This window comes from Enterococcus sp. 2STP, from assembly GCF_032465635.1.
GTDB classification, from domain to species: domain Bacteria; phylum Bacillota; class Bacilli; order Lactobacillales; family Enterococcaceae; genus Enterococcus_B; species Enterococcus_B lactis.
Window position 1 is genome coordinate 92,051 of the sequence record NZ_JAWDJH010000015.1, and the last position, 19,637, is coordinate 111,687.

Below are 19,637 nucleotides of genomic sequence, written 5' to 3' on the forward strand. Positions count from 1 at the left end.
GGTTATTCTCAGCTAGCCCATTACTGTAAGACTAGCTGATTTTCCTGAGTTTGTGTTTGTGGTACATCTGGATAATCGGGATATTCTACTTTAAAAATCATATAACCATCTTTATCCGGTCCATATAGTTGTGTGAATTGAGCTTCATATAACTGATTGTAATCAGTTAACGGTCGCTTACTGATTACATAGTTGATCCCTAACTTTTCTGCGTCTTCAAAATTCAACGTGACCGAGAACATATCTGGACGATCTAAAATGAACTTTGTATCTTCCTTAGCGATAAAAGCTCTTGTGTGAGCATACCGATTATAATACTTCTCATATTCTTCTTTTGGATCGATTTTCTTCCATGCAGCCATATCTGGATAAAAGCGGACTGTATTGAAAGATTTCACACCCAAAGTTGGGGTGAAGTTATACAGTTCATCTTCAGTCAACCAGACTTTGCCAGGGTCTTGTTGATCGATTTTTCGGATTTCTTTTGCCAGTGTTTTTTCAAAAATCGCTCCAGTACCTTCTACGACTGGATTGACAAAGAAACCAGATGCGATGATCACGGCGGCAAAAGCAAGATAAAACAAGCGTCTCCAGCCAAATAATGCAAAAGCTAAAATCACTGTTCCCAACACAACGACTGCGATGGTTTCGAAATCTGAAAAATAATTATCCATCTTCGAATGAGTAATTGCATAGAAATAAGACCATGCGTTTACTGCCAGTAAAATGAATTTATACCAAATAGGAATAACATCTTCTCTCCAAATATAAGCGATGAACCAAATTGATAATAGGCAAGCCGCAAAACTAAAAGTAAGGATGGCTCTTAAAGGAGGAACATAAGACAGCAGAGTAATTTCTGCTAGCCATTTTGGCAATCCAACGGTAATCCAAAAGATAGAAAACAGACAAAAAATCATCAAAATACGTCCCAATAACTTTTGTTCACTATCTTTTTTGCCAAATAAGACAAATGGACTGGCTAGGAATACCGTTGGAAAGAAGTGGTAGAACAAAGCCACTTCAGAGTTATTCGAATAGTTGATGTCTTCAAAAGGAATTTTCCAGTTTGTCAGGAAAGAAAAAAATTCGCCAATCGTCCACTTTCCACCGGTGCTGACTCGTTTTCCTGGATATAAGGTATTCAAAGAAGCTAACAATGCGTCTTTTGACGTCAGCCAGAAATGAACCATGACTCCGCCAATAAATAAAACTGCCCCTCCAATCAACACTACATCCAACAGATCCCAAGAAATTTTCTTGCTGTAGTAAATAAGCAGTCCAACAAAATAAAAAATCAGCAAGTACGCCAGCATCACTTGATGGGCTGGGTAAATCACTAAAATAAACCCAATACCGAAAATAACCACCAAAAGCATCATCAACGTTCGCAGCCATTTTTTATCATGATTATAGAAATAATGATAAAAAGCAGTCATCAATCCCAACGTAAAGAAAATCAAATCGCCCACATGCTGCATGAACCACCACTGGACTGCGGGAGAAAATGTCAGCGCAAATGCGCCAATCAGCGATAATGCTTTTTTTCTCTTCGTTAATATCATCAGTACTTCGAATCCAAGCAAGACCATGACGACTAATTTCATCGCCCAATAAAAGGAAAGGCCTCGATCTCTTCCGAGGAAAAAGAATCCCCAGTTGAATGGTTTTCCGATAACCGTAATATCCTTTACAGGAGAATTATACGCAATGATCATGTTTTGTCCGTTCAATGAATAATCTTCGTTCACCAACGGAAAGTCCTCTTCAGCTTGTGAGAGGTAAAAAGGTGTCTGCACCAGCCATTCATCTGACCGCACTTCCCGATTCTGTCCAAAAATCACATCAGTTTTTTTCCCATCGTCTCTTTGCGACACATATTTATCCCAAACACCAAGTGAACTTCCGTTTAAATTAAAAGTAACAATGACCACGATGACTAAAACACCAATAAGGTATCGGAGTTTTAGAAACAGGTCAAGCACCAAATTCGAATCTGCCTGATTCGCTTTTGGTTTTTCTTTTCGTCGTGCACTTCTTGTTTGTTTTTCCATATCATGCTCCAAATTCTATTTGATAAAAAGGAAATTACTTATTCATTTTTTTGGCAGCTTCCAGCATTTGCGCAAGTGCTTCTTGCCAAGTTGGTATGGCAAATCCTAACGCTTCTGTCTTTTTCAGGCTCATGACTGAATACTGCGGACGCGTTGCTTTTTGTGGAAATTCTTCCGATGTAACAGGCGCTACTTCCACATCTGTATCTTTCAATATTTCTTTGGCAAATTCATACCAAGAACAGCTATTTTCGTTCGACAAATGATAAATACCGAATGGTGCTTTTTCTTCGATAACATATACCATAAATTCTGCCAAAGTACGTGTCCAAGTTGGTCGCCCGAACTGGTCATTTACTACAGTCAGTTTGTCGCGGGTTTCCGCTAGGCGTTGCATCGTGAAGACGAAATTGTGTCCATAAATCCCGAAAACCCAAGAAGTTCGTATGATATAATAGTCTTCTAAAATCTCTTCTACTGCTTTTTCACCTAATAATTTCGTACGACCATATTCATTTAGTGGATTCGTTTGGTCATCTACTTCGTACTCTACATTTTTGTTTTTTCCATCGAAGACATAGTCTGTACTGATATAGACGAATTGAGCATTCACAGCTTTTGCTGCAAGCGCTACATTTCTTGTGCCATCGACATTGATTTTCTCATCTAATTCTTTTGCTTCTTCTTCTGCTTTATCTACTGCTGTGTAAGCTGCGCAATGGAAAATAACATCCGGTTTCAATTCTGTAATATAAGCCATTGTTTTCTCAGCATCTGTGATATCCAAGTCTTTTGCATCTGTTGAAACATATGGCAGATTTTTTTCATCTAATAAATGGCGCAATTCTGTACCTAATTGTCCATTTCCTCCAGTTAATAAAAACATATGGTTATCCGCTCCTTGATTTTTATTTTAAAAAAGAGACAGGCGAGCGCCTGCCTCACATGTGTTTTTCCATTAATACAGTGAAATTTTCTCTGTATTATTGTCCATTTTTGGCATATGCTGCTTCAACGGCCTCTTTTTCTTTTTTCCACCAGTCTTCATGTTCTTCGTACCATTTGATCGTGTCAGCCAACCCATCACGGAAGTTCGTAAACTCAGGCTGCCAACCTAGCTCTTCTCGCAATTTTGTCGAATCGATTGCATAACGCAAATCGTGCCCTGCACGGTCGTTTACATGGTCGTATGCGTCTTTTGGTTGACCCATCATTTCTAAGATCAATTCCATCACGGTCTTATTATCTTCTTCGCCGTCCGCACCGATCAGGTAGGTTTCGCCAATTCTGCCTTTTGTCAAAATCAACCACACTGCTGAAGAATGATCATTTGTATGGATCCAGTCACGAACATTTTTCCCTTCACCATATAATTTTGGACGAATACCGCTTAAAATATTCGTTACTTGGCGAGGGATAAATTTTTCAATATGCTGGTAAGGACCATAGTTGTTTGAACAATTTGAAATAGTTGCACGTAAGCCAAAAGAGCGTACCCACGCTTTTACTAACAGATCTGAACCAGCTTTTGTAGAAGAATATGGGCTTGAAGGATTATATGGTGTTTCGGCAGTGAATTTTTCTCCTTCGCCTTCTCCATGTCCCGGTAGGTCTTCACGTAATGGAAGATCTCCGTAAACCTCGTCAGTAGATACGTGATGATAGCGTACATCATACTTGCGGCAAGCTTCTAAAAGTGTATACGTACCAATGATATTCGTTTGTACAAATGGGAAAGGATCTTTTAATGAATTATCGTTATGGGATTCTGCCGCGTAATGAACAACTGCGTCCGCTTCTTTTACTAGACGGTCCACTAATTCTGCATCTGCAACATCTCCTACGACCAATTCTACGCGATCGCTAGGAAGTCCAGCCAAGTTCTCTTTGTTTCCTGCATAAGTCAGTTTATCCAAAACAGTGACATGCACTTCTGGATGATTGTTTACCACGTAATGAACGAAATTAGAGCCGATGAATCCGGCACCTCCGGTAACAATGATGTTTTTCATAAGAAAATTTCTCCTTAATTCTTAGATTTCTCCGTAAACAAATGGATTTTCTGCTTCAAATTCTTTTAATGTCGGATGACGGTGATCTTTTTCCGACATAATCGCTCTTGATGGATCAATTGGCCAATCAATCGCTAAATCTGGATCATCAAATGCGATGCCTCCATCTGCTTCTGCATTATAGTAATTATCACACTTGTAAAGGAAGTTCACGTTTGGTGTTAAAGTAACGAATCCATGTGCATATCCTTTAGGTACAAGCAACTGACGATGATTATGTTCAGATAAGATAAATCCGTCCCATTGACCATAAGTCGGGCTGCCTTTGCGGATGTCCACTACTACGTCTAAAACTGCTCCAGTAACCACACGAATCAATTTTGTCTGTGCAGCTTCTCCTTTTTGGAAATGAAGCCCGCGAAGAACACCAGCTTCAGCAGATAACGAATGATTGTCTTGAACAAAGTCATAATCTAATCCATGTTCTGCAAATTTTGCTTTTGAATAGCTTTCTGTAAAAAAACCGCGATGGTCGCCAAAGACATCCATTTCCACGATTTTTACATCTGTTAATTTTGTATCTGTTACTTTCATCTGTAGGAACTCCTTATTCAGCGGCCAAATTCAATAAATATTGACCGTATTGATTTTTTTTCAAAGGCTGTGCAAGGGCTAGCAGTTGTTCTTTATCAATGTAGCCCATACGGTAAGCAATTTCTTCCAAACAAGCCACTTTTAAATTCTGACGTTTTTCAATCGTTTCGATAAAGGTAGATGCTTCAAGCAATGATTCATGTGTTCCTGTATCAAGCCAAGCAAATCCGCGTCCCATAAGTTCTACAGATAATTTTCCTTTATCCAAATATGCTTTATTGACATCTGTGATTTCTAGTTCTCCACGTTCTGACGGTTTGATTCCTTTAGCAATAGAAATCACCTCATTGTCATAAAAATAAAGGCCAGTTACTGCGTAATTTGATTTTGGCTGAGCAGGCTTTTCTTCAATCGACAAAGCTTGCATGTTCTCATCAAATTCTACTACACCAAAGCGTTCTGGATCATTGACATGATAGCCAAATACTGTCGCGCCTGTATCTTTTGAAGCTGCTCGTTGCAACATTTTAGACAGACCGCCACCATAGTAAATATTGTCTCCTAATACCAAGCAGACACTATCATCTCCAATAAATTCTTCTCCAATGATAAACGCTTGTGCCAATCCATCTGGACTTTCTTGTACTGCATATTCGATCTGCAGTCCTAAATCATTTCCGTTTCCAAATAATTCCTTGAAACGTGGTGTATCTTGTGGCGTTGAAATAATCAGAATTTCTTTGATTCCCGCCAACATCAGAGTAGACATTGGATAATAAATCATTGGTTTGTCATAAATTGGCATCAATTGTTTCGATGTTGCCTTTGTTAAAGGGTACAGACGTGTTCCGCTGCCCCCAGCAAGAATGATTCCCTTCATGGATATATGCTCTCCTTTTTGATTTCAAATTTCACTTTGCTATTATCTCATCAATCGTTATATTTGTCATGGAAATATTAAGGATTTAAACATCTTTTATCAACGTTTAAACCATTTTCGTTTGATCAACGCCGTAATCAGATGAACACGCCAGGAAATTTTTTGGCGTAATTTAGAATGCGTTTCAATCTCACTCGCATTTAAATCATGTCTTCGATACAGTGTCAAAGGTTCTCTCAGAAACCCAGTCTTCCTTCCTCCCAACAAACCGATCCACATGTCATGCATAGGCACTTCTGAGGGAATCGGCAAAATATCGGATTTCAACGAAGAGCGAAAAGCCATACCTGCACCAATATAATGACTTCGTATCACATTATTGACCCATCCTTCTTTGGAATTTCGGAATGAAAAATAGGAAGCATGGATCTCTTGCAGCTTACTGTTCACAATGATCAAATCTGAAACGACTACTAACTGATCCGGATGCTGTTCAAAATAGTCAGTGATTTTTTTCACTTTTGTCTCTAACCAAACATCATCTTGATCTGCCAAAAAGATTAGCTCTCCTTTCGTCTGCTGGATCGCATAGCCAAAATTAGCGATCAACCCTTGACGAGGTCCTGAAAAAAGCTTTATCCGTCTATCTTTTTCTGCGTATTCAGTCAATATATCCCATGTATCATCTACTGACCCATCATCTGAAATGATCACTTCATCTTCTGCTGAAAGCTGAGATAAAACACTATCCAACTGCTCTCTTAAATATCTGCCCCCATTAAAGGTAGCTATACAAACCGAACGCACGAATTCACACCTTCCAATTCTTAACATATGAGCGCAAAGTCATCCGCCAGATATGCCGGTTTTTGACGGTCAAAAACTGTTTAACTGTTCTTAACAATAATTGTTGTCGGTGACTGGATAAATGTCTTTGATCATATTCATGATAAAATCGATTTTCTGCTTGTAAAATAGAACGGTATCTATTGCTTGAAACTTTTTCATAGTCTAATACCGAAAGATCATGTTCCAGTCGTACTGGTAGTATCTCCACCGTTTTTTCCAACTGATTCACTTTCCAAAACAGCCAATGGTCCAAAAAATCTAAAGAAAAAGCAGGATTAAACCCGCCAATCTTTTTTAGAAATTTGACAGACCATGCCACACCTGAATTGATTGCCATGATTCTTTCAGCTGTCGTACCGTCTACTTCTACTGCTTGTGCTGTACGATTGATATAATGATTCGAATAGACGGGAGAAACTTGCCGACCCCCAGAAAAAATCATCGGAACTGCAGCAACACATTCATCTGTAAAAGCTACTTTACGCAAGATTTCAAAATAGTCGTCGACTAGCCTCGTATCCTGATCCAATGTAACGATACAACGTGTTCTTTCATTTGCTTGAGACAACGCATAATTATAAGCCGCCACTAATCCAGGGTTTTGCGGATCATGATAGTAAATGGTGTTTTCTTTTTCAAACAGCTCATTTTGCTGTCTTTGAGGACTATTATCGTAAATAACAAGCTGAATATGCTTTTCGCTAAGTGCTTTGCTTAATGGTCCATAAGTTGGAGATTGGCTGAATAGTTGCTGATAGAGCACGACTACTACTACTATTTCTGGTTTCATCAGAAAAAACGCCACCCCCACTTATTGAAAAATTTCATCATAGAAGTCAAAAACACACGAAAAAGTTTTGCATTTCGATGTGCACCCTTTCCATAAAAATGGACGACTGCATAAAAGGGTGTGTACAATAATTTGTAACCTGCTTTTTCAAAACTCAAACACAAGTCATTATCTTCAAAGTACATGAAGAAACGCTCATCAAATCCCCTTATCTCTTTAAATTTATCAATATCAGCTACCATAAAACTGCCCGAGATCATTCGCACATAACTATCAACATCAGTGGGCAAGCCACGGCATTCAAAGACAGCCAGCCGTTTATCAAACCTTTTTTTGACCCATTTGAAAGGCACAAAGCGCAAAACATAATCAAAAACAGCCAGCCGCTCTCGGATGAGGTGCTGAGTGGTCCCATCTTCATTAAGAATCTTAGGTGCTAACATCGCGCATTCGGGATGTTCTTTCAGTAACAACACCAATGCTGTAACTGTTTCTTCATCCACTAAAATATCTGGATTACAAATAATGCCATAGTGGCAATCGCTGTTCAGCAGATTGTGATTATGTCCATAACCAAATCCGGAATTTTCATCATGAAAATAGATTTCGATATACGGATATGTCACATATTCTTTTAGTCTGCTTTTATATTCCGGAAGGGAGTTGTTGTCAAAAATCCGAATTTTTATCGCTGTTTCATCTTTTACTGTTGAAATAAAATTATCTAGTGTCCGAAAAATCTTATCACTGTTCGCCGTTACAATACTAATAAGAATTGGCTGGTTTAATTTGTTATTCATCTATATGACGGTTCCATTTCTTCAAATATTTCTGTTTTACTTGCGTACGATACTCTTTATTCCCTAAAAATCGCAATGTTTTTAAAATAAACTGATGTTTCTCGTTAATCAGACCAATCAATTCAAATAATAAAATTGCAGCAAATAGCATAGCAATAATCAATACAATCGTTCCGATTCTTCCAGTATAATTCATGACCATAGCTGTGAAAGAAAACATCAAAGCCATCGCATAAATCGTCAGGACGGCACCTTTATGAGTAAATCCTAAACTGATTAGTCGGTGATGAAGATGTTTTTTATCTGCTGTAGAAAAAGAAACACGGTTTGCTTTTCTTCTAATGATAGCAAAAAACGTATCTGTTACCGGAACGCCCATGACGATCAGTAGAGAAATTGACGAAACAAAAGTTACGTTCTTCAGCCCTTGTAGTGAAAGGACGGCCATCATGAACCCTAAGAATAACGCTCCTGTATCGCCTAAATAAATCTTTGCCGGATAAAAATTGTACGGGAAAAATCCGATAATGCTTGCTACAAGACAGAAAATAACGACCGGGATGTACACTGTGGAAGCATGAAGGAAAAAATACCCAATGATGCCTATCGTGATTAAACCAATCAATGAAATCCCTGCCGCTAGCCCATCTAAACCGTCAATCAGATTGATTGCGTTCGTGATACCGAAGATCCAAAAAATCGTTACAGGGAAACTAAGCCATCCTAATTGGATATAGCCAATAAAAGGAAGCGTAAAGGAATCAATACGTATATCTGCTACAAAATAAATAATAAGAGAGGCAAGCAAGATCCCTACACTCTTTTGTTTAGGCGTCAGCTCAAATTTGTCATCGAGTACTCCTGTAACGATGATCACCAAAGAAGCGAGCAAGATGGGCACAATATACGATTGTGGAATGATTTTACGAAATAAGAATAAAGTCGATATAACAAATGAAATAAAAATGGGCAGTCCGCCTGCGGAAGGCATTGGAACTTTGTTTATCCTTCTTTCATTTGGTTTGTCGACCATACCCGTTTGTACTGAAATGATTTTAAATACAGGTGTTAATATCAGTGATAATAAAATTGTCAGAAAAAATCTTATAACCATACTAAAAGAAACAAGCATATGGGCACCTACTTTAATTAAGAGTCACAATTATTATAAATTACTGATATAAATTTACAATAAGAACTCATGTTTCTACTTTTTTTTATGAGAAAATTTAGCTTTCAATTTATTGAACCATTTTCGGCTTGGATCTCGACGTTTTTTGATTTGATGTCCCGTCACGTATTCTTGAACAACTGCATTGATGATTCCGCCCAAAATGATGATCGTAGCAGCAAAATTAAGCCAAAGCATGAGGACAATAAAACTTCCTATGATCTGATAACCGCTGATCCTCGTAGCAAAATATCTGGCATAGATACTAAACACTTGTGATAACAGCATCCAGCCGACAGTAGCGAAGATCGTACCTGGAATAATCGTCTTCAACTTCAATTGAGCATTAGGGACAATTAAATAAATCAAGAACATGATGACAAATAAAGCCACCAATGTGATTGGCCATTTCAACGTTTGGAACTGATCAATAAAGTTTACAGGTATTTGTACAATCGGTTGAATCGCATCTAAAATCAGCTGTCCTAAACCAAGAACGATAGTTACTCCACTAATGGCAATCATGAACAAGACGATTACGATCAGCGAGAAGAAGCGAACGATCAAAAAATTTTTTCTATTTTCTACGCCATACGCTTTATTCATCGCAATTTGTAAAGCGTTGATACTTTGACTGGCAGACCACAAGGCCGCCAAAGCAGAAACGGATAACAAACCGCCTGAACTTTGTGTCAAAAGGTCCTTGATTGCAGGACCAATAAACTGGTAAACGGTCTCAGGAATCACTTCTCGTAAATAGGTCAGTACAGTCTCTTGATCGATGTGGAGAAACGGCAAAATATTACCAAAAGCAATAATCAATGGAAATAAAGACAAGAGTAAATAATAAGCAACGACAACCGAGGTCGTACTCATTTCTGAATCAGTGATGCGCTTTTGAGTCGTCTCGATAAAGCGCATCAGATTTTCATTTTGTTTTATTTTGTTCCAAACTTTCATGTACCTCTCCCGTACCTATTGATTGGCTGGATCAATAGGTACCTTCTTCTCCTTGTGATGTCAAGATTCTAGGGCCATCTTTAGTAATAGCCAATGTATGTTCATATTGGCAAGATAGTCCGCCGTCTCTTGTATAAGCAGTCCAGCCATTAGGATCCATTTTCATTTTCCACGTTCCGGTATTGACCATAGGCTCGATCGTGATGACCATACCTTCTTTCAATCGCAAACCTTTTCCAGCTTCTCCGTAATGAGGAACGGCTGGTTCTTCATGGATCGTAGGACCAACGCCATGACCAATAAAATCACGGACGATTGCTAGATTTTCACCTTCTACATACGTTTGGATCGCATGACCGATGTCGCCGATTCGATTTCCTACTTGTGCTTGCTCAATACCGATGTACAATGCTTTCTTCGTTACTTCCATCAATCGGTCGATCTCAGGTGTAGATTCTCCCACTACATAAGCCCAACAAGAATCGGAAATGCCGCCTTTCAAATCGATACACATATCGACTTTTACCAAATCGCCGCTTTTCAAAGGTTTTTTCCGAGGAAATCCATGACAAATTTCGTCATTGATACTGATACAAGTCGCATATTCATACCCTTCGAAGCCAATTTGCGCAGCGATTCCTCCATGACTCTCGATATAGTTTCTGACAAATACCTCAATATCCCAACTTGTTATGCCTGGTTTGATAAAATCACGCAGATTTTTATGTACATCTGCCAATAAAGCGCCAGATTCTGCCATCATTTCAATTTCACGTGCTGATTTTAAAGTAATCATATTTTCGTCTCCTTTTTACAAATCTCTCTCATTTTAACATAGCGGCATACATTTAGCCAAATGACATTTCCCATGTGTCTCTAGGTTTTATTTTCTTTTCAACGATGTTTTGGTATAATTCATAATTGTTAAATAATTTTAAACAAGGAGGCACATCATGGCTTTAGCAAAAATCGTATATGCTAGCATGACAGGAAATACTGAAGAAATCGCCGATATTGTTGCAGAAGCATTTGAAAATATGGATATCGAAGTCGAAATCAACGAATGTACCCAAGTAGATGCAGATGAATTCGAGGAGGCAGATATTTGCGTCGTAGCTACTTATACATACGATGATGGCGATCTTCCTGATGAGATTGTAGATTTTTATGAAGACTTGCAAGAGTTGGATCTATCAGGAAAGATCTACGGCGTCTGCGGATCTGGTGATACTTTTTACGATGAATTCTGTAAATCAGTGGATGACTTCGATGCTGCTTTTGGAAAAACAGGCGCATCAAAAGGCGCAGAAAATGTAAAAGTAGACTTAAATGCTGAGGAAGAAGATATCGAAAATCTAGAAGCTTTCGCTAAAGAATTAGTCGCAAAACTTTAATATGCTTGAGATATAAAAGAGCCGTCCAGATTGAATCAATCTAGACGGCTCTTTTATTGTATTTATGGAAGAGTTCTTCGGGAGTTAAAAATGTATACGCTGTAAGAAAAACGAAATTTTCCTTATGTTGACACATCTCTTGTTATCTACTGATTTGTGAAACTCTTGAGTATATTCAATCGATTTCGATTGGTTCTTTGAGATTCAAGATTGCATCAATGCTGTCTTGGATCATTTTTTCAATCTGCTCATCAGTTGGATGGATAATGCTTGAAGACATCAAAGCTGCAATCCCGGTAGCTATGATCCATGTACCGTTATGCAAGGATTCGATCTGCTCTTCTGAAAGATCCGCATAGGTTGGGTCCCGTTTCACTGTATTCACAAAGTAAGTATAAGAGAAATTTTGCATCTCTTTTCCTCCACCATATTCTTCTAAGTACAGTGAACGATACAACTTCTTCTCTCTTCTTGCAAAATGGATATAATTAAAAGCAAGATCGATAATCGTATTCCCTGTATGCTCAACTGGAAACACTTCGTATTGCAAATAATCATAGATTTGTTCAAAAAGTGCTTGTCTCAAATCATCCATATTTATGAACTCAAGATAGATCGGCTGCGTGGAACAATTCATTTTGTTCGCGATGTTTCTCGCAGTAAATCGTGTAAATCCCTCGGTGGCAGCTACTTCATAAGCAGCTGCCAAAATCTGTTCTTTAGTAATCGTCTTTTTTCTTGCCATATTTTTTTAATCTCCTCAATTTTTTTATAACGCTTCCACCATTGATTAATTTTATTGTAACATGTTTTTTTTGATATGCAAAATTAGTTTTCGATTTTCTTCACAAGCTAAAATAGCAAGTCGTGTCATAGAATGTGAAACGCAACCATAAAAAATAACCTCCTTTTTTTATTTAAAGCTACATTGTTTGAATCATGATTAAATGGTATCATGCTAATAGTTACCAGAAAAAATGGTGAGGAGGAATTTTTATTATGTTATCCGATTTTAATGAACTTCTAAAAAAATATGCACGCTTAATTGCAGAAACTGGCGTGGCCACAGAAAAAGGTCACACAGTCGTTTTACAGATCAGTGTGGACCAAGCACCCCTTGCTCGCTTGATCACACAAGAAGCTTACAAATTAGGAGCTGCTGAAGTCATCGTTCAATGGACGGATGATCAGATTCAAAGAGAATTTCTTTTACATGCAGCAACAGATCGTATTGAGAATGTACCACAATCTAAAATCGATCAAGCGGATGAATGGCTTGAAAAAGGAGCAAGCAGGATCAGTGTCGTTTCTGCCGACCCTGATGCGTTTGCCGGTGTAGACAGCCAACGAGTAGCATCTTATCAAGCAGCTGCCGGTAAAGCACTAATGAATTTGCGCAAGGCAACTCAGGCAAATAAAGTCAGTTGGACTGTTGTAGCTGCTGCTGGTAAACAATGGGCAGCAAAAGTTTTTCCAGATCTGCCAGAAGAAGAACAAGTGGATGCATTATGGGATCAAATTTTCAAAACAACTCGTGTCTACGAAGAAGACCCTGTTTTAGCATGGAAAAAACACGATGAGAAATTAGCAAAAAAAGCAGAAGAATTGAATCAAGAACAATTTTCTGCCCTGCACTACACTGCTCCTGGTACGGATATCATCATTGGATTGCCTAAAAACCATCTTTGGGAAGGTGCTGGAAGCTACAATGCTCGAGGGGAAAAATTCATGGCAAATATGCCAACAGAAGAAGTGTTCACCGCACCTGACAGTCATCGAGTAGATGGGTATATTTCAAGCACAAAACCGCTAAGTTATGCTGGTACGATCATCTCTGGTATGAAATTTACTTTCAAAGATGGAAAAGTAGTTGACTTTTCTGCCGAACAAGGCGAAGATGTCTTAGCAAAATTGCTTGATACCGATGAAGGTGCGCGTCGTCTAGGAGAAGTGGCACTTGTTCCCGACCCTTCCCCTATTTCTCAATCTGGTATCATTTTCTTCAATACATTATTTGATGAAAACGCATCGAACCATTTAGCCTTAGGGTCTGCTTATGCCTTCAGTGTGAAAGGCGGTACAGAAATGTCCGACGAGGAATTAGCAGAAGCTGGTTTGAATAGAAGTCAAACCCACGTAGATTTCATGGTAGGATCTGACAAGATGGATATCGATGGAATCCGCGAAGACGGTTCTACAGTACCGATTTTCCGTAATGGAGATTGGGCTTGAGCAAAATCTTGTTAGCACAAATAAAATAAAAAAAAACATATAAAAAAGAGAGTGGGACAATAGTCAGAAAAAAATCTGATTATTGCCCCACTCTCTAGATATAAGTCAAAAAGATTGAATGTATTAGTGTACTTCCATTTTATCTTTTAAACTTCTCCTTCAACTTGCACAATGAATCTTTGCTCACGATTCCAATCAAATGCAGTAGAAAACACCCCCAGATCAGTATGACCTCCTCTGCTCCAATTCAAATAGGTCCCGCTTGACATATTTTCTATAAAAAATATATTTCCCAACGAGTTCTGTCCGGCTGAATGTAACTTCCACAGAGTCCCTACATTCTCTCTGTTACTCGAGAAGTCCACAAAGCCTCCTCCCCTGCTATCCCTCCAAATATATTGTGTAGGATACACACTTCCCGGAATCTGCTCCCGGATATAATAACCACCGGCATTTGCATTGTACTCCATTACCCAACGTTGGGTTGAGTCAGATTGATTATAATTTTCCATTCCAATTTCAAAATATAGAATAGGATTATAAGGTATGCGTGACACAGTAAGCGTTGTGTCACTAGCAGCTCGAAGCGAAACAACTTTATTATTATATGCACTGGCATCCACCGTCCCACTCCCTAAAAACCCACTACTTAAAGATGTCAAGACGATTGTGCTAAGTATCAATTTTGCTTTTTTCATTTTCTACTTCCTCCTTTTTTATCAAAGATTGAGAAAACCTTTGATTTCTCTTTTAAATGTTTTTTATATTTTTTATTAAGTGCTAAATAAGAAGATTCTTTATGTACTTATTCAAACTAACTAGGTATTTCAAATCGAACAAAAAACTTCTGACTTTCCAATTATTCTAGCTGTGAAGTGCTGTTTGTATCAACTATACTTAGTACTATCCCACTTTCGTGATTCTCTATGTAGTGCGCCTGTACATTATGTGTCCAGATTAGCATAAGAAGTTAAACATACTTATGCCCACTAGAAAGGCTCTAGCTTCATAGCATTGGAAAAGCTACGCGCCTACCAGTAAAACCACTTTGTTCTATTACCCTTACATCTGCGAAAGCCCTAAGTAAAATAATCAATGTAGCGCTAAGAATCCATTTTTTTAATTTTTCTCCCTCTTTCATTTTTATTTTTATTTTTTACTTTCCGTTTTAATGAAAATGTTTTTTTATCACCTTCCTTCAATAAAAATTATACCCTTATATCAATAAAAAATGAAGTTTTTTTAATTATAAAATATTTAATTTTCGTTGTTTTAAAATAAAAAAACCTGTATCACAAAGGATACAGGGGTTATTTGTACGTTCCTGACTGGAATTGAACCAGCGACCTATCGCTTAGGAGGCGATTGCTCTATCCTACTGAGCTACAGGAACAATTTCAATAAATCAATTGTAGCTTGTTTGTTTTTTACTTGCAAGCTTATCTGCTAAAAAAATCAGCTTGTAAGTTAGGCAAATCGTTTCCACTAGCTCTTAACAGATGATAAACTAGGAGTAGAATGAAATAATACAGGGAGGTTCTTTCCAATGAATGATAAGCCAAAAGAAAAAGTATATGCCGAACGCTTAGATTCATCTAAAAAAAATCGGGAAAAGATTACGAAAGAAGCAATCCAAGACCACAAAAAAGAAAACCCTAAAACAAAAGAAAACAAAAAATTCAAATTTACGAAAAAAGAGGATTTACTTTAACATTTTCCTTAAAATGCCAAACGAAAAAACAAAAGGGTGGTGACAAAAATATTGTCATCACCCTTTTTTTATCAAAAATAGTCATTAAGGATTGGCTGTTGCTGTGGCAAGATCGAGCTTAACGTTTCTTCATATTCTTTTGCCACCTGTATCCTCTCTTGGAATACCAGCTCTTCAACTTTACGATATCCTAATAATAGCTGTGTGATATGTTGGATATTTCCGCGAACGATCGGTAATGCTGTTTGTTCTACTTTTGAGAGATGGTTTTTTCCATTTTTGATCGTTACTTCCACGATTCCTTCATTCCATTTTGCATACTGATCTTCTTCTATCTGAAGGGCAAAGGCAGCTTGTTTCTTTCTAAATGGATATTTTTCCAAAAACAAAGAAATATCTACGATCCTCGCCATCATATAAGGTGTGATCGTTACAGAAGCAAATGGATTTGCTAATAGATAATTTTGATCATTGCCACCGTAGCCACATGAATATTCAAATGTTTCAAAAGCACCGTTATGGGAACTTACAAAGCGGACAAGACTGCAAAAGGCATCATGATTCAAAAATCCCCATTCCACAATAATAAAGGAAGACGCTGCAAGCTGGTAAACGACATAGCCCGTTGCTTCCCCAATCTCATCAAAATACAAAGCAAACTGGTAATTACCTTTTTGCTTGAATTTATACGTATACCACCAGTCTTCGCGCTTCAGACCAGCTCGTTGGTTTTCAGGCATCTGTTCATAAATTCGTTTGATTGCAGCTTTTGCATCTTCGAAATTCATACGCTTCATCTTGCCAGATTTTTTTTTGGTAAACGGCACGTCACGACTGTTTAGTTGATACCTGATTTTATCAAACGATTGTTCATAGCCATAGCGCCGATAGAAGGGATAGGAGAATGGCGCCAGATAAGATAAGCTTACTTTACGATCACGGCAATCTTCAAGGATCTTTTCCATGATCTGATTGATTCCGCCTTGTCCCCTTGCTTCAGGATAAGAAGCAACATAGCCAATACCGGCCATTAAATACTCTTGTCCGTAAAAATTCACTGGAAAAGGAGTCGCCATGACTTGACTTGTTAGCCGATCCTCCTCATCAAAAAAACCGTAATTCCAGGAATTCTCCGCAAGTGTACGAAAACGTTCTCTCCTTTCAGGTGTATCTGCCCCATTAAATGCATATGTGGCTAAAGCAAACATTTCCTCAATCGAAGATCCCCCTAGCTCTCTTACTTGTTTTGTCATTTTGCTGCCCCTTCCTACAAAAAAGCTAGTGAGGAATCTCAGGAAAGACCTCGCTTCCTCTGAAAAATCTCTTCTAGCTTACTTCATTTTTCAATAACTAAATAGTACCATTTTTTCACTGGTTTAATACGTTGCTTCGATCATCTCTAGCATTTTTTTGAAACGTCTCCGCTTAAAGTACATCAAGATTGTTCCTAAAAGCATATCATTCAACTTTTGAAGCATGCCATAAGACTCCATTTTTTCTGTGTAATGAACCTCACAGGTCGAATCGTCTACTGGTTTGATTTGATAATGAACAACGAATTCATTCTTCGTTGTCGATGTACGAAACTTATAAGACTGGTTTTCAATGACTTCTTCGATTTTTATACGAGCCCGGTTATTTTGCGAGAATTGTTTGACGTACTCCAAATTTTTCAGCTGTTTTCTGGTCACTGATTTGCCGGTCGCTTTACGTACATCGAAAAGAACAGAATCCATAACTTTATCGTAAAAAAACGACGCTGGAATATTTAATTTTTTTGTGATTTCCATTAGTTATTTTTCTCCTTTGCTTCTTCTCTTTTTTTCCCCTTCATGAAGAAGTAGATTCCTAATCCTGTTAGGAAAAGACCCGTGACCATACTATACAAATCATACCTTTGCGAATGTGGATTCAAACTATACAACACGATCAAAGAACCAATACTACATAAAAATAAACCGTTTTTTATCATATCAACCATCCTATCTTTTTGAACCATTTTCTTAAACAGCTGTTGACTGAAAATAAAGGACTGTTCCCCAAGGCTGTGCTTTGATTAGTTCCTTTGCTTTTTTAGCCGCAGCTTCCGGATCTTCTGCACTTGTTTCAAAGAACATTTTGATTCCTTGTTTTTCTTTAAACGTAAATGTCATTCCTTCTTCATTGTATCCTTCTAACAATTCTTTGATTGCATCTTGTTGCATTGCACTGGCAATTGAAATCATTTCAGTTCCTCCTCGAAAATTCATTATGAGGAACGAAACTTAAAGCGTCCCGCTCCTCAGATTCATCTTATTGTTGTTCGCCTGCGGCAGGGTCCATTTTGTTTGCAGAAATGACAAACGGTGCCCAAATCAAGAAAGTCACGACCATACATACCAACGTTACGATTGGTGCTCGCCAATCCGCTCCTGTTGCTAAGAATGACAATAAGAACGGCGGTACTACCCATGTAACTTGTTGCGAAACTGGTGCTACAAGTCCAAAGTAAGTTGCTAACCAACCGATAGCTGTCGCAACTACTGGAGCAATCAAGAATGGGATGAACATGATTGCATTCAATACGATCGGCAGACCAAACATCACTGGCTCGTTGATATTGAAAATACCAGGTCCAATGGATAATTTAGCTACTGTTAAATAATCCGCTCGTTTAGAGAAAATCAAGATAGCTATCAGTAAGACGATCGTTCCACCTGATCCGCCAAACCATGCAAAAGCATCGAACGATCCACGGACCCACATATAAGCTTTTCCATCTTCGATTGCGTCTAACACGGCTGGTGTACCAGTTTTTCCGTTATAACCTTTTTGGAAAATATCAATATTGATTAGTTGTGCTTGTCCCCAGATTCCCTCTAGCACTGGTGCCAATACATTTGGTCCATGAATACCAAAGAACCAGAATACTTGAACAAACACTGTGACGATCAATACCGCTCCCAACCCTTGGGATAATCCTAGGAATGGTTCTGCAATATATTTTTGCACCAAATCGATGATTAGTTGCCCATCAGCTACACGACCTACGATATAATTGATAATAGCAATGACGTATAAAGCGATCGTCGCTGGTAAAATGGCTGCAAATGCTTTAGATACTGCTGGTGGTACTGAATCAGGCATTTTGATCGTAATGTTAGCAAGCATCAATTTACAAAAAATAATGACTGAAATTGCTCCCATGATCATAACTGTAAAATAAGCGTTTCCATTCAAATGATCTAGTTTTAGCCAACCCCATAATCCAACTGACAGTGTGCCATCTGCAATCGTTGCACCAATCTCAGAACTATTGATTGCATCTGCGACATTTGAAGGGACATTCACATCTAATGCTGCTGATAATGCTGGACCAAAGGAAATACCTTGAATCAAGGTAGCTAGACCAACGATCCCCCCAGCTAAATCATTTACTCCATAAGCTCGGGCAAGATTATACCCCCAAGAAAAGGCAAAAATCAATCCGGCGATTGCTAGTGTACCGTTCCAGACAAAACCATTGATTCCGATGATGACATTCAATACGGCAAAGATTCCTTTGTCTGCTGCTAAACTGTCAGCGTAGGTACTGTTAAACTGTTGCGGTAAATCTCGAATAATTGCATTGATCATTACAGCGACTGATCCCGCCATTGTTGCGGGCAGTGTGCCGATAAAAGCATCGCGCAAAGCAACTAAATGTTTTTGCGCTCCGATTTTTGCGGCAACCGGCAGGATGTATTTCTCCATCCAACTTGTTAGTCCGTTCATTTTTTACTTCCTCCTATAAGTTTTTTATATAAAGAGAGTTCTCTTTATAACAAAATAAAAAATCCGTTCAAAAATTTTTCTTCTTCCGTTCAAAAAAGAAGTTGTATTTATTCGCTGTATACGCGACGATAAAGTTCGATGATTTCTTTTGCTAAATCAGTAAACGCAATAGACGTCATTAAATGATCTTGACTATGAACAGTCAATAACGTCACTTGCATATGATTTCCTTGTGCTTCTTGTGTCAACATGTCTGTTTGTGCATGATGTGCTTGTATAAGTGATTCTTCTGCATCAGCGATTTTTCTATCCGCTAGCTCGAAATCACCGATTTTAGCAGCCGCAATCGCTTCCATTGCGTCGCTCTTTGCATTACCGCCAAACATGATGAGTCCCATGATGGCTTCTAGATTTTGTTGATCTTCCACGTTGTTATC

Annotated in this window: 22 protein-coding genes and 1 tRNA gene; 3 read left to right on the forward strand and 20 right to left on the reverse strand. The window is 38.3% G+C overall.

Annotated features, from left to right (window positions below; all coding sequences use genetic code 11):
• Positions 1-20: 20 nt before the first annotated feature.
• From RWU19_RS05785 to map, 11 genes are all read right to left on the reverse strand, one after another.
• Positions 21-2,054, reverse strand: coding sequence for a hypothetical protein (locus RWU19_RS05785; RefSeq protein ID WP_024634787.1), 2,034 nt, complete (start codon positions 2,052-2,054; stop codon positions 21-23).
• 34 nt (positions 2,055-2,088) lie between these two features.
• Positions 2,089-2,940: a dTDP-4-dehydrorhamnose reductase gene (gene rfbD, locus RWU19_RS05790; RefSeq protein WP_002315336.1), complete on the reverse strand. Its 852-nt coding sequence runs from the start codon at positions 2,938-2,940 to the stop codon at positions 2,089-2,091.
• A gap of 97 nt (positions 2,941-3,037) precedes the next feature.
• Positions 3,038-4,066, reverse strand: coding sequence for a dTDP-glucose 4,6-dehydratase (gene rfbB, locus RWU19_RS05795; RefSeq protein ID WP_002292882.1), 1,029 nt, complete (start codon positions 4,064-4,066; stop codon positions 3,038-3,040).
• Between the two features lie 21 nt (positions 4,067-4,087).
• The gene (rfbC, locus tag RWU19_RS05800; RefSeq protein WP_002292883.1) at positions 4,088-4,660 is read right to left on the reverse strand and encodes a dTDP-4-dehydrorhamnose 3,5-epimerase; all 573 of its coding nucleotides are present in this window, start codon (positions 4,658-4,660) and stop codon (positions 4,088-4,090) included.
• Positions 4,661-4,673: 13 nt separating this feature from the next.
• The gene (rfbA, locus tag RWU19_RS05805) at positions 4,674-5,540 is read right to left on the reverse strand and encodes a glucose-1-phosphate thymidylyltransferase RfbA (protein WP_002286449.1); all 867 of its coding nucleotides are present in this window, start codon (positions 5,538-5,540) and stop codon (positions 4,674-4,676) included.
• A 99-nt stretch (positions 5,541-5,639) separates the two neighbouring features.
• Positions 5,640-6,374, reverse strand: coding sequence for a glycosyltransferase family 2 protein (locus tag RWU19_RS05810; RefSeq protein ID WP_123838053.1), 735 nt, complete (start codon positions 6,372-6,374; stop codon positions 5,640-5,642).
• Entirely contained in the window at positions 6,352-7,179 is an 828-nt protein-coding gene (locus tag RWU19_RS05815) for a glycosyltransferase (protein ID WP_123838052.1), read from the reverse strand. Before RWU19_RS05815 ends, RWU19_RS05810 begins: the two co-directional genes overlap by 23 nt.
• Positions 7,179-7,979 carry a glycosyltransferase gene (locus RWU19_RS05820; protein ID WP_002315339.1) on the reverse strand — a complete coding sequence of 267 codons (801 nt, stop codon included), beginning with the start codon at positions 7,977-7,979 and terminating at the stop codon, positions 7,179-7,181. The genes RWU19_RS05815 and RWU19_RS05820 overlap by 1 nt, the downstream gene beginning before the upstream one ends.
• Positions 7,972-9,111, reverse strand: a complete 1,140-nt coding sequence (locus RWU19_RS05825; protein WP_002329034.1) for an MraY family glycosyltransferase — start codon at positions 9,109-9,111, stop codon at positions 7,972-7,974. The genes RWU19_RS05820 and RWU19_RS05825 overlap by 8 nt, the downstream gene beginning before the upstream one ends.
• A 75-nt stretch (positions 9,112-9,186) precedes the next feature.
• Complete coding sequence (locus tag RWU19_RS05830) at positions 9,187-10,110, reverse strand: YihY/virulence factor BrkB family protein (RefSeq protein WP_002292890.1); 924 nt, start codon at positions 10,108-10,110, stop codon at positions 9,187-9,189.
• A gap of 31 nt (positions 10,111-10,141) precedes the next feature.
• On the reverse strand, positions 10,142-10,906 hold the full coding sequence (map, locus tag RWU19_RS05835; protein WP_002292891.1) for a type I methionyl aminopeptidase: 765 nt from the start codon (positions 10,904-10,906) through the stop codon (positions 10,142-10,144).
• Positions 10,907-11,063: 157 nt separating this feature from the next.
• On the opposite strand from map, the gene RWU19_RS05840 reads away from it, so the two are divergent.
• The gene (locus RWU19_RS05840; protein ID WP_002292892.1) at positions 11,064-11,504 is read left to right on the forward strand and encodes a flavodoxin; all 441 of its coding nucleotides are present in this window, start codon (positions 11,064-11,066) and stop codon (positions 11,502-11,504) included.
• Positions 11,505-11,679: 175 nt separating this feature from the next.
• Here RWU19_RS05840 and RWU19_RS05845 read toward each other — a convergent pair whose 3' ends face one another.
• Positions 11,680-12,249 (reverse strand): TetR/AcrR family transcriptional regulator, encoded by a 570-nt coding sequence (locus tag RWU19_RS05845; protein WP_123838051.1) that lies wholly within the window; start codon positions 12,247-12,249, stop codon positions 11,680-11,682.
• A 254-nt stretch (positions 12,250-12,503) separates the two neighbouring features.
• Between RWU19_RS05845 and RWU19_RS05850 the strand changes: the two genes are divergently transcribed.
• Entirely contained in the window at positions 12,504-13,736 is a 1,233-nt protein-coding gene (locus tag RWU19_RS05850; protein ID WP_002315342.1) for an aminopeptidase, read from the forward strand.
• A 146-nt stretch (positions 13,737-13,882) separates the two neighbouring features.
• Here the strand turns inward: RWU19_RS05850 and RWU19_RS05855 are convergent, their stop codons facing one another.
• Both RWU19_RS05855 and RWU19_RS05860 read right to left on the reverse strand, forming a co-directional pair.
• Entirely contained in the window at positions 13,883-14,434 is a 552-nt protein-coding gene (locus RWU19_RS05855; RefSeq protein WP_086286568.1) for a hypothetical protein, read from the reverse strand.
• Between the two features lie 621 nt (positions 14,435-15,055).
• A tRNA-Arg gene (locus tag RWU19_RS05860) sits at positions 15,056-15,129 on the reverse strand.
• 153 nt (positions 15,130-15,282) lie between these two features.
• On the opposite strand from RWU19_RS05860, the gene RWU19_RS05865 reads away from it, so the two are divergent.
• A complete protein-coding gene (locus tag RWU19_RS05865; protein WP_002286676.1) occupies positions 15,283-15,447 on the forward strand; it encodes a hypothetical protein in 165 nt (54 codons plus the stop codon).
• A 71-nt stretch (positions 15,448-15,518) separates the two neighbouring features.
• Here the strand turns inward: RWU19_RS05865 and eis are convergent, their stop codons facing one another.
• The 6 genes from eis to RWU19_RS05895 form a co-directional block, all read right to left on the reverse strand.
• The gene (gene eis, locus RWU19_RS05870) at positions 15,519-16,700 is read right to left on the reverse strand and encodes an enhanced intracellular survival protein Eis (protein ID WP_123838050.1); all 1,182 of its coding nucleotides are present in this window, start codon (positions 16,698-16,700) and stop codon (positions 15,519-15,521) included.
• A gap of 123 nt (positions 16,701-16,823) precedes the next feature.
• Positions 16,824-17,237 (reverse strand): DUF3284 domain-containing protein, encoded by a 414-nt coding sequence (locus RWU19_RS05875; protein WP_002315398.1) that lies wholly within the window; start codon positions 17,235-17,237, stop codon positions 16,824-16,826.
• Complete coding sequence (locus RWU19_RS05880) at positions 17,237-17,419, reverse strand: DUF3188 domain-containing protein (protein WP_002286596.1); 183 nt, start codon at positions 17,417-17,419, stop codon at positions 17,237-17,239. The genes RWU19_RS05875 and RWU19_RS05880 overlap by 1 nt, the downstream gene beginning before the upstream one ends.
• 31 nt (positions 17,420-17,450) lie before the next feature.
• Positions 17,451-17,672 (reverse strand): hypothetical protein, encoded by a 222-nt coding sequence (locus RWU19_RS05885; protein WP_002292901.1) that lies wholly within the window; start codon positions 17,670-17,672, stop codon positions 17,451-17,453.
• Between the two features lie 67 nt (positions 17,673-17,739).
• A complete protein-coding gene (locus tag RWU19_RS05890; RefSeq protein WP_002292902.1) occupies positions 17,740-19,200 on the reverse strand; it encodes a PTS sugar transporter subunit IIC in 1,461 nt (486 codons plus the stop codon).
• Between the two features lie 107 nt (positions 19,201-19,307).
• Entirely contained in the window at positions 19,308-19,628 is a 321-nt protein-coding gene (locus RWU19_RS05895) for a PTS lactose/cellobiose transporter subunit IIA (protein ID WP_002286604.1), read from the reverse strand.
• Positions 19,629-19,637: the final 9 nt, after the last annotated feature.